This window comes from Pseudomonas sp. 05T35 (genome assembly GCF_056396605.1).
The window spans coordinates 1-13,168 of sequence record NZ_JBFTLU010000074.1 but is presented as its reverse complement, the minus strand read 5'-3'; the positions used below and the strand labels follow the sequence as shown (position 1 = coordinate 13,168).

General features: G+C 59.5%; 14 protein-coding genes and 1 pseudogene. 9 read left to right on the top strand and 6 right to left on the bottom strand.

The window, feature by feature from the left end:
* The first annotated feature begins 163 nt into the window (after nt 1-163).
* The gene (locus AC1DH9_RS08205; RefSeq protein WP_477808030.1) at nt 164-817 is read left to right on the top strand and encodes an HAD hydrolase-like protein; all 654 of its coding nucleotides are present in this window, start codon (nt 164-166) and stop codon (nt 815-817) included.
* Here AC1DH9_RS08205 and AC1DH9_RS08200 read toward each other — a convergent pair.
* Complete coding sequence (locus AC1DH9_RS08200) at nt 791-1,555, bottom strand: tetratricopeptide repeat protein (RefSeq protein WP_427546900.1); 765 nt, start codon at nt 1,553-1,555, stop codon at nt 791-793. The two genes, AC1DH9_RS08205 and AC1DH9_RS08200, sit on opposite strands and share 27 nt — an antisense overlap.
* A gap of 106 nt (nt 1,556-1,661) precedes the next feature.
* On the opposite strand from AC1DH9_RS08200, the pseudogene AC1DH9_RS08195 reads away from it, so the two are divergent.
* Nucleotides 1,662-1,781: pseudogene (locus AC1DH9_RS08195) on the top strand (integrase); the annotation flags it as partial.
* Here the strand turns inward: AC1DH9_RS08195 and AC1DH9_RS08190 are convergent.
* Entirely contained in the window at nt 1,774-2,358 is a 585-nt protein-coding gene (locus AC1DH9_RS08190) for an eCIS core domain-containing protein (RefSeq protein ID WP_427546897.1), read from the bottom strand. The pseudogene AC1DH9_RS08195 and the gene AC1DH9_RS08190 sit on opposite strands and share 8 nt — an antisense overlap.
* A gap of 79 nt (nt 2,359-2,437) precedes the next feature.
* Nucleotides 2,438-2,839 (bottom strand): DUF3224 domain-containing protein, encoded by a 402-nt coding sequence (locus AC1DH9_RS08185; RefSeq protein ID WP_427546894.1) that lies wholly within the window; start codon nt 2,837-2,839, stop codon nt 2,438-2,440.
* A gap of 179 nt (nt 2,840-3,018) precedes the next feature.
* On the opposite strand from AC1DH9_RS08185, the gene AC1DH9_RS08180 reads away from it, so the two are divergent.
* Nucleotides 3,019-3,867 (top strand): AraC family transcriptional regulator, encoded by an 849-nt coding sequence (locus tag AC1DH9_RS08180; RefSeq protein WP_477808029.1) that lies wholly within the window; start codon nt 3,019-3,021, stop codon nt 3,865-3,867.
* Between the two features lie 219 nt (nt 3,868-4,086).
* Here AC1DH9_RS08180 and AC1DH9_RS08175 read toward each other — a convergent pair whose 3' ends face one another.
* A complete protein-coding gene (locus AC1DH9_RS08175; protein ID WP_427546888.1) occupies nt 4,087-4,674 on the bottom strand; it encodes a TetR/AcrR family transcriptional regulator in 588 nt (195 codons plus the stop codon).
* 148 nt (nt 4,675-4,822) lie between these two features.
* Between AC1DH9_RS08175 and AC1DH9_RS08170 the strand changes: the two genes are divergently transcribed.
* The 4 genes from AC1DH9_RS08170 (at nt 4,823) to AC1DH9_RS08155 (ending at nt 8,786) form a co-directional block, all read left to right on the top strand.
* Entirely contained in the window at nt 4,823-5,923 is a 1,101-nt protein-coding gene (locus AC1DH9_RS08170) for an alkene reductase (RefSeq protein WP_477808028.1), read from the top strand.
* A 53-nt stretch (nt 5,924-5,976) separates the two neighbouring features.
* Nucleotides 5,977-6,765 carry an SDR family NAD(P)-dependent oxidoreductase gene (locus AC1DH9_RS08165; RefSeq protein ID WP_427546882.1) on the top strand — a complete coding sequence of 263 codons (789 nt, stop codon included), beginning with the start codon at nt 5,977-5,979 and terminating at the stop codon, nt 6,763-6,765.
* Nucleotides 6,766-6,849: 84 nt separating this feature from the next.
* Nucleotides 6,850-7,719, top strand: coding sequence for an alpha/beta fold hydrolase (locus tag AC1DH9_RS08160; protein ID WP_427546879.1), 870 nt, complete (start codon nt 6,850-6,852; stop codon nt 7,717-7,719).
* A 68-nt stretch (nt 7,720-7,787) separates the two neighbouring features.
* Nucleotides 7,788-8,786: an NADP-dependent oxidoreductase gene (locus AC1DH9_RS08155; protein WP_427546876.1), complete on the top strand. Its 999-nt coding sequence runs from the start codon at nt 7,788-7,790 to the stop codon at nt 8,784-8,786.
* A gap of 42 nt (nt 8,787-8,828) precedes the next feature.
* On the opposite strand, the gene AC1DH9_RS08150 is transcribed toward AC1DH9_RS08155, so the two are convergent.
* Entirely contained in the window at nt 8,829-9,683 is an 855-nt protein-coding gene (locus AC1DH9_RS08150; protein WP_427546873.1) for a LysR substrate-binding domain-containing protein, read from the bottom strand.
* 105 nt (nt 9,684-9,788) lie between these two features.
* Between AC1DH9_RS08150 and AC1DH9_RS08145 the strand changes: the two genes are divergently transcribed.
* Entirely contained in the window at nt 9,789-10,430 is a 642-nt protein-coding gene (locus tag AC1DH9_RS08145; protein WP_427546870.1) for an FMN-dependent NADH-azoreductase, read from the top strand.
* 433 nt (nt 10,431-10,863) lie between these two features.
* Here AC1DH9_RS08145 and AC1DH9_RS08140 read toward each other — a convergent pair whose 3' ends face one another.
* The gene (locus AC1DH9_RS08140) at nt 10,864-11,793 is read right to left on the bottom strand and encodes a LysR family transcriptional regulator (RefSeq protein ID WP_427546868.1); all 930 of its coding nucleotides are present in this window, start codon (nt 11,791-11,793) and stop codon (nt 10,864-10,866) included.
* 141 nt (nt 11,794-11,934) lie between these two features.
* Here AC1DH9_RS08140 and AC1DH9_RS08135 point away from each other — a divergent pair.
* Nucleotides 11,935-13,168 (top strand): MFS transporter (locus tag AC1DH9_RS08135; protein WP_477808027.1); only part of this gene is annotated, 1,234 nt, incomplete at its 3' end.

Below are 13,168 nucleotides of genomic sequence, written 5' to 3'. Positions count from 1 at the left end.
CTCAGATCCAGAAGCAGCCCCTCTACAAACGTTAACCTCGCTCTCCTTCCGTACAGATTCCGGAGCAGGGATAATGCGCCCTCCCAGTTGATCGGGCGACTTGATCGCCCTGCACAAGCAGCCGTCTGTATTCGGCTACCACACTCCAGGGAGGAGCTTTTACATGTCATACCGACTTGTCATTTTCGACTTTGATGGCACGCTCGCTGATTCATTTTCGTTCTTTGTTACCRTGTTCAACCAGGTCGCTGACAAGCACGCATTCCGTCGGATTCACCCGCAAGAGTTGGACTCTCTGCGCAAGCAGGGGGCTCGGGAAATCATGACGCATATCGGAATGCCCCGCTGGAAGTTGCCTCTGGTGGCGCGAACCTTCATGGGCTTGATGAAGAAACATCGAAGCTCGATCCTGCTCTTCGAGAACATCGCCAATACCCTGCTCCATCTTGACGAGAAGGGACTGATTCTGGCCGTGGTGTCTTCTAATTCCCGAGAAAATGTCACGCAAATTCTGGGCTCCAGCTGTCGACATATCCAGGCCTTCGAGTGCGGTGCCTCGATTTTCGGCAAGGCGTCTCGCTTGCGCCGTGTCATGCGCAAATTCGGCGTGGCGCAAGAGGACGTGATCTACATCGGCGACCAACCTACGGATGGTGAAGCCGCAGCGACTGCCGGTATCGCCTTTGGCGCGGTTGCGTGGGGATATGGGACACATGATGCATTCCACACCCTTCAATCCCATGAGTGGTTCGCCGATGTAAGCGATTTACGGCGACTGGCACTCAGAAACTCAACCGCGCACCAGGTAGGCCCCTAACGGAACCCGATGTCGCAGCTTCTTGCAACTGCCGGGTGCGGGCTGATGCCCCGGCGGGCGATCAGGAAACCAGATTCGGCATTTACCCGGAGGCGGCCAATGGCCGCGAGGAATATCAACCTCGTCGTACTCGGGCTCTGGCTCGACGGAAGTCATTTGCAATTGTCCTTCGGACCGAGGTCTGCCAGCCGTCGGTGAATCCGATACCCCATCTGCCTTTGCGTAAGCGAAGTTGCCAGCGTCGCGCCCAGCATCCAGAGTGGATTGTTCAGCAACGGCCATTTCTGCTTCGCGGCGCCGTTGGGTCTCCTCTTCCAGCCCCTGCTGTACGGCGACCTGGTCCGCTTTGGCGTTGGGTGGGGTATTCGACGCCTGGGCCTGCTGCGCCGCCTGGATCAATTGGAAGTTGCGGTTGCGTAACGCGACGTTGCCACCCACCCGCATGTTCGAGCGCACCGCCAGCGTTTCAGCCTGCTGGTACTGACCCTGCTGAAGACGTAATACACCGAGGTAATGCAGGGTCGCGGGGTTGTTCGGCTGGATATGCAGGGCACGCTCCAGCGTGGCAGCGGCCTGGTCCAACTGGCCATCGCCGTACTGCCGCGAGGCCGTTTCGATCAGGGTGGTTGATGCGCTGTTACTTTGCGAGGGCGCTCTTCGCTCGGCAGCAACCGAACAAAGCGACGCGACGGCGCAGAACACCAGGATAAGACCCGGCAGAAAACTCTTGGTTGGCATCAGGGGGCGGACTCGACTGATCTCGGACGGCACTGCCGTAAAACAGCTCCCAACTGACCTGGCGAGTACCCTGAAGTTCCCGCAGCATCAGCCTTGGAACAAGGGAATGCTAGTTGGGCAAACAGCCCCGCTCCGGGTCAGAGATATCCGGGCCATCCGTGTAAGGCTCCAGCTTGCGGATAAGACACGGGACTTGGCCCTCTTCAACGCGGCAATCGTCAGTGAGTCCCTGCCCGCACCGACCGTCTGACCTCAGCCTGTATGGCATAAGCCGGCGCCTCCACAGCATTGAAATCGTGTGTATAGCGCTGGGCAAATCCTTCTACCCCCCATTCCTGATACTGCTGCACATGCTTCAGTTCGTGGGCCCAGAGCGCGACGTCCTGTTCTGCGGTTTGAGCGTCCCGGAAGAGGATGATGTCGATTAGCGTCACGGCACCGACATCGGGATTTTGCAGCATGGCAGTGGCGGCGCTGAGTTGACCGTTGTCGCTAACTTTGTAGTGCGCGGCGTCGAGGACACTGGGGTCGTACCAGCGCAGCAGTTGCTCCCGGATGTGCGGTGGAATGGGCTGGATGTCGGCGTTGGCCGCCTCAGCACGGGCTTGGGTCAGCCACAGCGCCAGGGCAGGTGCCGCGATCTGGTCGATGCCATCAGGCATCTGCCCCAGATCCGGCAGGCAGATGCAGCCGTCCAGGCACACTTGTTTCTCGCCAGCCGGGCAGGTGTTGGCCTGGGCTGGCACTGCAAGAGTCAGGCAAAGAACAAACAGCGCCACCAGGCACGTGGTGATAGGCGGCATTGGGTCCTCCAGGGACAGACGCTTCGAAATGGCCCGACGGCAATGGCCGATATCAGGATGATGCGTTTGAGCTTCATCACTATTCAGCGCGTGACATGAGTTGATAGTTGAACAGATAGAAATGCTGCCCATCACGGATATCTATTTCCATCGTGCCACTGAGTCCCTCCAACTCACCGGTACCCGAGTCGGGCACGACCTGAATGGTCAGTGTTCGCTGGCCTCTGTCCATCGTTCCAAAATGCATCAACACAAAGCTGCCTGCCCTTCCCGCCAGATTACCTTCAACCCGCTCCATTGCCACATAGCCGGCAGATCCCGGGACTGTCGAGAGGGAGGCAAGCATCTCTCCCAGACTACTGGCCACCAAGTCTCCCTGAAACGTTTTGTGTATGGCCTTTCTGCTCAGTTGAGCGGCCTCGGTACCGGTCGCAACAGGATGGACGGGGAGTTGGACGTCGAATGTTCCCTTGGCTTGCATGCTGTTATCTCCATTAATAATCCAGTAATGCCGTACGGTCTAAACCAGGCGCAGTTGTTGTCGACGCTGATCACTCGACTGTTTACAGTCCCCACCTATGCCGAGATCAGCGGCCTATTTGAGCGGTCCACACCGTCGGACCTGTCCCTGATCTGCATTGGAGCAAATGGCGACCGAAGATGATTGGAAAAACACGACCAGCCTCTACTGTTATCCTGCAGCCCGCACGAGGCGTCCTTAATYAGCGATTGAACGGCCCGCAGTTCACTCACACTCGTGAGGCACCTTCAGTCCAGTTGGCACCCTGGGTTGAACATTATTGGCATGTCAGCTGGAATCTCAGTGATCAGCCTGCACAGCAACAGGAAACCCTGCCTCACCCCAATGTGCATCTCGTTGTGGAAAGGGGTCAGGTCCATGTGTGGGGCCCCCGTCGCTCCCGCTTCAGCAAGACGCTGTCCGGCAACAGCTGGGCGTTTGGAATCAAGTTTCGTCCCGCTGCATTCCAGCCATTTCTGGGCGGACCTGTCAGCCGATTAACCAACCGATCGATCCGGGCCGCTGAAGTTTTTGGGGCGGTGGTCGACAGGTTGGCCGAGCACACCGAATGTCCGGGGATGGCGAGCCTGTGCGAGCAATCAGAAGCGTTGCTGAGTCCCTGCTTGCCGCAACCCGATGAGCGTGTACAGCTTCTCAACGACCTCATCGCCCAAATCGCTTCAGACAACAGACTGACAACAGTGGCACAACTCAGTGAGTTGTCCAGGGTTAGCGAGCGGCAGTTACAACGCCTCTTTGCCCATTACGTTGGCGTAAGTCCGAAGTGGGTGATTGCCCGATACCGGCTACATGAAGCACTGACCCTGCTGCAAAGCGGCGAAGCCCGGCCGGGGGCGGATCTCGCGCTCAAGCTGGGTTATTTTGATCAGGCACACTTCATCAGGGACTTCACCCGGATGGTCGGTCTGGCACCCGCAAAATATGTCCAGACATATACGGCTTTGTTGCAGAACGCTGATGCGGGCTGAGTCTCCCCTCCCCCAGGCGGACTTATCTCACTCGCACCGTCATCGGTACTCCAAGTGCTGAACTGATCACGATGAACCGATTGCTTCGTCCAGTGCCGCCCCACACGAAGGAGCCCGCCAAAGCATCAACCGGTTGAATCCACACCCCAAAGTTGACTTTCGGGTCCGCGCATCAAAATCGAAGTTCTACCGAAAATCTGCTTTGAATGAGCCGCCGCTCTACACCGCGTCCACTTCATTGACCGGCAATGAAGCAAACATTTCAGCGCGGCACACCTCAAGGATCTCATCCGCCAGCGCGGAATGATCCGGGCAGGCACGCGACAAAATAATCGCACCGACAGCACGAGACAGCAGGTCGATCATTTTCTTTCTGCCCTCACCCGGAGCGGCATCCGGCCTGGTCGGATATTTGTCCCCCAGTGTTTGCAGGATGTGCTCGATCCCTTCGGCAAACGTCGCTTTCACATCGTCCGATTGACGCGCCGCATCGCTACACAACGCGGCCATGGTGCAACCGCTGCCACGTCGGTCCCGATGCTCCCTCGTCACATAGACGTCGATGAAGCCCGGAACATCGAGCGCTTCCGCGCCCACCTGCGATTTGGAAAGACTGCAGGCCGAAGCTTCGGCCATCAGGTCGGCCTTCGAACCGAAATGCTTGTAGAAACCTCCGTGGGTGAAACCGGCAGCCGCCATGAGATCCGACACACCGACGCCGTCGAAGCCGCGCTCACGGAACAGCTCAGAGGCCGTTTCAACGATGTGCTCCCGATTGGCCTGCGCCTGGGCCTTGGTCACTCTCACGTGCAATACCTCATGTTCACTGGGAAATCATGCGCCCAATGATACATAGATGTTGGTCATAATCAAAATCGTTGACAGCTTAGATTTCGATCATCATCCTAATTGCACGCACAACGATCTCCATCAACGGGCACGGAAGAAATACCAAATGACCGACCAGAATCTGTTCACCCCTTACACGCTTGGCGCCCTCACGCTGTCGAACCGTGTCGTCCTCGCGCCACTGACTCGCAACCGCGCAGGTGAAGGCTTTGTGCCAAGCGAGTTCGCGGCCACCTATTACAGCCAACGTGCAAGCGCAGGCTTGCTGATCAGCKAGGCCACGCAGATTTCCCAACAGGGTCAGGGCTATCAGGACACCCCCGGGATCTACACGCAGGCGCAGATAGATGGCTGGCGCAAAGTGACCGATGCCGTCCACGCCAAGGGCGGAAAAATCTTCCTGCAACTGTGGCATGTCGGCCGTGTGTCGCACGTTGATCTGCAAGAAAACGGCGCCGCACCCGTAGCCCCTTCTGCGCTGCGAGCCGCGACAAAAGTATTCGTCAACAACCGCTTTGAAGACGTCTCCGAGCCGCGCGCACTGGACATCGGCGAACTACCGGGGATCGTCTCCGATTTCCGCCGGGCCGCGGCAAACGCTGTCGCCGCCGGGTTCGATGGCGTGGAGATTCACGGCGCAAACGGCTATTTGCTGGATCAATTCCTCAAGGACAGCGCCAACGTGCGCACCGATGCTTACGGCGGTTCGATTGAAAATCGTGCGCGTCTGTTGCTCGAAGTGACGGCAGCCGTCGTCAATGAAATCGGCGCGGATCGCACCGGGGTGCGCTTGTCGCCGGTGTCGCCGGCCAATGGCGTTTCCAGCAGCGATCCGCAGGCGCAATTCGATTACGTCGTCGATCAAATCGACGCCCTCGGCGTCGTTTATCTGCACGTGGTCGAAGGCGCGACCGGTGGCCCGCGTGACGTGGCGCCATTCGAGTTCGGCGCCTTGCGCCAGCGCTTCAAAAACACCTACATCGCCAACAACGGCTATGACCTGGACCTGGCGACTTCGCGGCTCGCCGAAGACCAGGCCGATCTGATCGCGTTCGGTCGCCCGTTCATTGGCAACCCGGATCTGGTGGAGCGCCTCAAACGTGGCGCGCCGTTGTCCGCTTTCAATCCCGCCACCCTCTATGGCGGCGGCTCGGCAGGCTACATCGACTACCCGACGTTGGCTGAATCGAGCGCCACCGCAAGCTGAGCAATCATGACCGCGCTTTCTGTTTTCACACACCCTGAAAGAGAGATGACCCCATGAGCAATCGCCCTACTGTTCTCATCACTGGCGCCTCCACCGGCATTGGCGCCGTCTACGCCGAACGCTTCGCCCAACGCGGTCACGACCTGGTAATAGTCGCCCGCGACCAAGCACGCCTGGGCGCACTTGCAGCCCGGTTGCGCAGCGAACACGGCATCGCCGTCGATGTGATTCCGGCGGATCTGACCCAACTCAGCGATCTGACAACCGTTGAGTCCCGCCTGCGCGACGACGCTCGTATCGGCATCCTCGTCAATAACGCCGGCGCCGCGCTGTCCGGTAACTTCATCGACCAAAGCACCGACAGTGTTGCGCAACTGGTTGCCCTCAACACCACGGCACTGGTGCGCCTGGCCAGTGCCATCGCCCCACGCCTGGCCAAAGCAGGCGACGGCGCGATCATCAACATCGGTTCGGTGGTGGGTCTTGCGCCGGAGTTCGGCATGTCGGTCTACGGTGCGACCAAGGCCTTTGTGCTATTCCTTTCCCAAGGCCTGAGCCTGGAACTTTCGCCTCAGGGCGTCTACGTGCAGGCCGTGCTGCCGGCCGCCACTCGTACGGAGATCTGGGATCGCTCCGGCGTCGACATCAACACCTTGAACGAAATCATGGAAGTGGACGATCTGGTGGATGCCGCACTGGTCGGTTTCGATCGTCGCGAACCGGTGACGATCCCGCCGCTGCAAGAAGCTGAACGCTGGGATGACCTGCAAATCGCACGTCAGGGCCTGCTGGGGCAAATCCGCCAGTCTGCRGTYGCCCAGCGCTACCACACTCAACAGTGATCTTTTGGTAGCGAGCATTYGCGCCGGATTCGATGCAGGCGTGCCAGACGCCGCATCGAATCCGGCCCGCTGTTCGGAGTAGAAATGAATCCAACGAAGACAAATACCCCCTCGGGTTCGCAGACGTCGTTTATCAACGCGGCGAACCAGTCGATCACGGTCAACGGCACTCCCTTCGCCTATCGCGACATCGGCCCCAAGACCGACGTGCCCCTCGTACTGTTCAACCACTGGGGCGCGGTGCTGGACAACTTCGACCCCGCGATAATCGATGGCCTGGCACAAACACGGCGTGTCATTGCCACCGACTATCGCGGCATCGGCGGCTCTGGGGGAACCGCGCCACTGACGGTCGGCGAAATGGCTGACGATGCCATCCAGCTGATACGTGCACTGGGTTTCGAGACAGTCGACGTGCTCGGTTTCTCACTCGGCGGCTTCGTCGCCCAGGACATCGCCCTGAAGGCGCCCGAATTGGTACGCCGATTGATTCTCAGCGGAACCGGACCGGCCGGCGGCACCGGTATCGACAAGGTCGGTTCGGTGACGTGGCCATTGATGATCAAGGGCTTGCTGACCTTGCGAGATCCCAAGTTCTACCTGTTCTTCACTTCGACGCCCAATGGCCGTCGAGCCGCATCGCAGTATTTGCAACGCCTGAAAGAACGCAAAAAAAATCGCGACAAAGGCCCGACGCCCAGCGCTTTCCTACGGCAGTTGAAAGCCATCACCGCGTGGGGCAGACAGGCGCCCCAAAACCTCGGGCGCTTGTGGATGCCGACGCTGATCGTCAACGGCGACAACGACATCATGGTGCCCAGCATCAACTCGATTGAGCTTGCCAACCGCATTCCCAATGCACAACTGGTCATTTATGAAGATGCCGGGCACGGCGGCATTTTCCAGCACTACGCTGACTTTGTGACCAAGGTACTGGCGTTCCTTGATGCCTGATAACGCGGCGCAGCAACGCCGCAAACGCTCCGCCCACCCTCATTCCAACCGACAAGAGCCGCACAACGATGAAGGCATTTTTAATTGATCGCTACGGCAAGAGCAGCGGGCGCATTGGCGAAGCGCCCGCCCCCGTGGTGGGCACCCACGACGTCTTGATTGAGGTACACGCCAGCAGCATCAACGTGCTGGATTCGAAGATCCGCAAAGGCGAATTCAAACTGATCTTGCCCTATTCATTTCCGCTGATACTGGGCAATGACCTGGCGGGCGTCGTGGTTGAGGTTGGCGCGCAAGTGAAACGCTTCAAACCGGGAGATGAAGTCTACGCTCGCCCGCCCGAAGCGCGGATCGGGACGTTCGCTCAATTGATCGCCGTAAACGAAAACGCGATCGCCCTGAAACCTGCCAATACCAACATGGCACAAGCCGCGTCCATCCCCTTGGTCGCACTGACCGCCTGGCAAGTGCTGGTCGAAACCGCCCAACTGAAAAAGGGCCAGAAAGTGCTGATCCACGCCGGCTCCGGCGGTGTCGGCACCCTCGCCATCCAACTTGCCAAACACCTCGGCGCCTTTGTCGCGACCACCACCAGCACCGCGAATGTCGAATGGGTGAAGGCGCTGGGAGCCGACCTGGTGATCGATTACACACAGCAGAACTTCGACAGTGTCTTGCACGACTACGACGTGGTGTTGAACAGCCTCGGCGCGGACGTACTGGAGCAGTCACTCAAGGTCCTCAAGCCCGGTGGCCAACTCATTTCCATCTCAGGGCCACCCACTGCGCAGTTCGCGCAGGAGCAAGGGTTGTCCTGGCCATTGAAGCAAGTCATGCGCCTGCTGAGCCTCGGTATTCGGCGCAAGGCACGCAAGCAGGACGTCAGCTACGCGTTCGTGTTCATGCGGGCCAATGGCGCCCAACTGCAACAAATCACCAAGCTCATTGAGGCCGGAATCATCAAACCTGTGGTTGACCGCTCCTTCCCCTTTGAATCTACGGCAGAGGCATTGAAGTACGTCGAGCAGGGACGAGCCAAGGGCAAGGTCGTTGTTACGGTCAAATGACTACGCCGCCTATCRATGAGTCGAGCGCAGAGGCAAAGACGCTCAAGCCCTTCGCGTGGAGCAATACTCCACAATGAGCTGAGTAACCGCTGCCACAATCGCCTGATCCGCTTCAGGAGAGGTGAACAACCGAAATTGCACATCCGGCAAATCCGGTAACCCATGTTCAGCCCCAAGAGCCACCAGTCCTTGCCCCAACTGGCTGAGTGGCATGGGCGCGACTGCAAAGCCTGCAAGCGCCGCCGCCCGCAACCCGGCGGCGCTGCTGCATAACATCGCCGTGCGTTGGGCGATCCCCACCTGAGCCAGCCGCGTCAGCGCTGTCTCTCGATAAGGGCACGGCTCGGGGAACAGGGCCAGCGGCAACGGCGTCGGTAATTGGGTGACGGGTTGCGCTGGCCAGGCCCATACCAACGGCTCTTGCCACAGCAGCAGCCCCGCTTCGCTGGTTTCGCATAGAGAGCCGATGACCAGTTCCAGATGGCCTTGCTTCATCAGGTTCAGCAACGTGCCAGGAATGCCCACCTGCACGTCGATTTCCATGCCCGGGTACTGCGCCGCGAAATCCTGAACAGTGCGCAGTAACCGCGACTCGACAAAATCCTCGGACACCCCGATGCGCAGCCGTCCGTGAAACGGCGTGCGCGTCAGTTCTGCCCAGGCATCACGGTTCAGCACAAGGATCGTGCGCGCATAAGAGACCAGGCGCTCGCCATCGGGAGTCAATTGCTGGGAACGGGTGGTACGCGTCAACAGCGGTTTACCAATCTGCTCTTCCAATCGCCGTACGTGGCCACTGACCGCAGACTGAGTGAGGTGCAGCTTCTGGGCGGCACGGCTGAAGCCTTCTTCATCGACGACAGTGACAAATGTCTTGAGCAGCAGCGTATCGAACATAGTTTTATTCGTGATCAATTGCGTATTAATTTACGATTTATATTTCAAATTCAACTATGTTGCAATGCGCCCACTTGCCCTACCCCCCACCACTCGAGGCGCGTCATGACGACTCTTCTGCATATTGAATGTTCCCCACGCAAGCAGCGCTCGGCTTCCCTTGAAGTCGCCCGCAGCTTCATTTCGCGTTACCAGGAACACGCCCCAAACACCGAAATCATCACGCTCGACCTTTGGAACATGGCGTTACCGGAATTCGATGATCTGGCGATGGAGGCCAAATACGCCGGGCTCAATGGCACGCCCTTGACCCCGGCACAACAAGACGCCTGGAACACGCTGAAAGAGCTGGCAAGTCACCTGCATCGCTCGGATGTGCTGGTGATGTCCGTACCGCTGTGGAATTTCAGCATTCCGTACAAACTCAAGCACTTCATCGACCTGGTGTCGCAGAAAGACATCCTGTTCAGCGTTGACGCGGAGCGCGGCCTGGAAGGCATGCTACTCAACAAAACCGCTGTGGTGATGTACGCCCGCGGCCTGGATTTTTCGGCGCAGTCGAGCACCCCGGCAACGCGCTTCGACTTTCAGAAGCCCTATGTTGAAGCCTGGCTGAAATTTGTCGGCGTGACGGATGTGCATTCGGTGATCGTGGAGAAAACCATCCTGGGTGAAGACATTGATCGCAGCGCGCGTGAGGCCGCGACTCAGCAGGCCAGGAGATTGGCAGACGATATTTGTCGCTGATGTTTCAGGGGCGCTGGCGGGTGGATGGCATCAGGAAAAAGAGCAGTGGCTGCCGTGCGCTCATGTCCGGCTGGCGATAGCATTTTTCCATCCTGCCGCTCTCCTCCTTGAACGCAATCGGTCTAAAAAATCCCGACCCGCTTTTTGGAGTTTTTGCTATCCTGAAACTGTAGGTGAAGACGCAGACTGATGCGCAAGAGGATAGCAAGGAAACGTGGGGCGACGTTCCGAAGGGTACACGGTTAGAAAGATCTCCGCGCTGAGATCCAGCCCTTATGCCGTGTGAAGCAGAAGAGCCTATTTTTGTTCCCGGGTAATTCTGTGAGAGGCCTGATAAACCTTGTAAGCCGGGGACCAGCGCCGGCCACCTACTCGATTTTCAAAGCCCGCCTTGTGCGGGCTTTTTCGTACCCGCTGGCGCAAGCCTTGTCCCCTATTCAACCTCGCTCGCGCCCAATGCCCCCTCATTGCCCGGCTGCGCGCACACCTCCCGAAGGCACCCGCGCAACCAGCGATGCGCCAGGTCGGCATCCAGCCGTGGATGCCAGAGCATTGAGACGGTAAACGTCGGCAGGGTCAGTGGAAGCGCAAAGCTGTGCATGCCGGCACGCAGGTTTTCGGTGTGCCGCTGCGGAACGCTGGCGATCAGGTCGCTGGCCCGGGCGAGCGCCACTGCGGTCGAAAAGCCGTCGACGATAGTCACCACTTCCCGCGCAAGCTCCAGCGACTTCAGGGCCTCATCGATTGGCCCCTTGTCGAGCCCCCGCCGGGAAACGTAAATGTGCCTGCCCGCTGCGTAACGAGCTGGCGTCATCTCGCCCTGGCTCAGCGGATGCCCTTTTCGCACAACGCCAATGAAACGGTCCCTGAACAGTGCCTGCGTACGCACCTCCGGGCCTTCAGTCTTCCCCACCACCCCCGTTTCCAGATCGACGCTCCCGTCGCGAAGTGGCGTGCTGTCTTTATCGGGTTTCTGCACAAACCGCAGCCGCACGCCGGGGGCTTGCTCGCCGACGCGTGCAATCAACTGCGCGCCGAAACTCTCCACAAAACCTTCGCTGGTGCGCAGCGTGAACGTGCGGACCACCTGTTTGAGGTTGAGTGTTTCAGCCGGGCGCAGAACCGCCTCGGCATCCTGCACCAGTTGACTGACCTGCTCGCGCAGTTCGAGCGCTCTCGGGGTGGGCACAAGACCGCGTCCGGCCCTGACCAGCAGCGGATCGCCGGTGGTTTCACGCAGTCGCGCCAGCGCCCGGCTCATCGCTGACGGGCTCAGCCGCAAGCGCTTCGCGGCGCGTGCAACGCTGCCTTCTGCGAGCAGCACATCAAGGGTGACCAGCAAGTTGAGATCGGGTGTCGACATGGATCGCCCCTGGAATAACGTGAGGGTGATAAGGCGTTAGACGCACGAATTAAGTGCAAATGCTGCGTCTTCCGCCATGTTATGCGCCAGCGTAGATTTCTGACAGCTCCGTTTCGGAAGTCGCCAAACAAAGGGAACATGATGAAGCCAATCAGTGCAGCACGAGATGAGGCCGTCGCCGGCAGCGCACCACGAGTACCCTCGGTTCGCTGGGCGCTCGCCAGCCTTTCGTTATCCATGTTGCTGTCCTCGCTCGGCACCAGCATCGCCAATGTCGGCTTGCCGACGTTGGCACAGGCGTTCAACGCCTCCTTCCAGGAGGTCCAATGGATCGTCCTCGCTTACCTTCTCGCCATCACCACCCTGATTGTCAGCGTCGGACGCCTCGGCGACATCACCGGCCGTCGACGGCTGCTACTGGCCGGCATTTTCTTGTTCACGCTGGCCTCGGCCCTGTGCAGCGTCGCACCCACGCTCTGGCTGCTGATTGCCGCCCGGGCGCTGCAAGGCCTCGGTGCGGCCATCATGATGGCCCTGACCATGGCCTTTGTTGGCGAGACGGTTTCGAAGGCAAAAACCGGTAGTGCCATGGGCTTGCTCGGGACGATGTCTGCGATTGGCACCGCGCTGGGGCCGTCGCTCGGCGGCGTGCTGATCGCCGGCCTTGGCTGGCAGGCGATCTTCCTGATTAGCGTACCGTTGGGAATCCTGACGTTTCTGCTCGCGCATCGTTACCTGCCCGCCGATCGCCAAGCGCCGAAACCCGAGCGCGCCGGCTTCGATCCGTTGGGTACGTTGCTGCTGGCGCTGACGCTTGCGGCTTATGCACTGGCCATGACGATTGGGCGCGGCAGTTTCGGTCCACTCAATGGGGCCCTGCTGCTGGTGGCAGCCTTCGGCGTCGGCCTCTTCGTGCTCGCCGAAGCGCGAGTTGCCTCACCCTTGATTCGATTGGCGATGTTCCGCGATCCGCTGCTGAGCGGGAGTCTCGCCATGAGCGCGCTTGTCTCGACGGTGATGATGGCGACGCTGGTGGTCGGGCCGTTTTATCTCTCGCATGGTCTCGGACTTGATGCCGCTATTGTCGGGCTGGCCTTGTCGGTCGGGCCGATTTTCGCGGCGCTGACCGGGGTGCCCGCGGGTCGCCTTACCGACCGTTTTGGCGCACAACGCATGACCGTCTTCGGGCTGATTGCAATGGCGAGCGGTTGCCTCATGCTCTCGCTGATACCGGAGTCGCTCGGTATCGGCGGCTACACCGCCCCGATGGTCGTCATCACCATTGGCTACGCGCTGTTCCAGACAGCCAACAACACTGCGGTCATGAGCGATATTCGCCCGGACCAGCGCGGCGTTATCTCCGGCATGCTCAACC

Excerpts from the sequence above, each read along its gene's own strand:
- AC1DH9_RS08190 (WP_427546897.1), bottom strand. The coding sequence starts at position 2,358 with ATGCCGCCTATCACCACGTGCCTGGTGGCGCTGTTTGTTCTTTGCCTG.
- AC1DH9_RS08160 (WP_427546879.1), top strand. The coding sequence starts at position 6,850 with ATGAATCCAACGAAGACAAATACCCCCTCGGGTTCGCAGACGTCGTTT.
- AC1DH9_RS08145 (WP_427546870.1), top strand. The coding sequence starts at position 9,789 with ATGACGACTCTTCTGCATATTGAATGTTCCCCACGCAAGCAGCGCTCG.
- AC1DH9_RS08140 (WP_427546868.1), bottom strand. The coding sequence starts at position 11,793 with ATGTCGACACCCGATCTCAACTTGCTGGTCACCCTTGATGTGCTGCTC.
- AC1DH9_RS08155 (WP_427546876.1), top strand. The coding sequence starts at position 7,788 with ATGAAGGCATTTTTAATTGATCGCTACGGCAAGAGCAGCGGGCGCATT.
- AC1DH9_RS08150 (WP_427546873.1), bottom strand. The coding sequence starts at position 9,683 with ATGTTCGATACGCTGCTGCTCAAGACATTTGTCACTGTCGTCGATGAA.
- AC1DH9_RS08185 (WP_427546894.1), bottom strand. The coding sequence starts at position 2,839 with ATGCAAGCCAAGGGAACATTCGACGTCCAACTCCCCGTCCATCCTGTT.
- AC1DH9_RS08200 (WP_427546900.1), bottom strand. The coding sequence starts at position 1,555 with ATGCCAACCAAGAGTTTTCTGCCGGGTCTTATCCTGGTGTTCTGCGCC.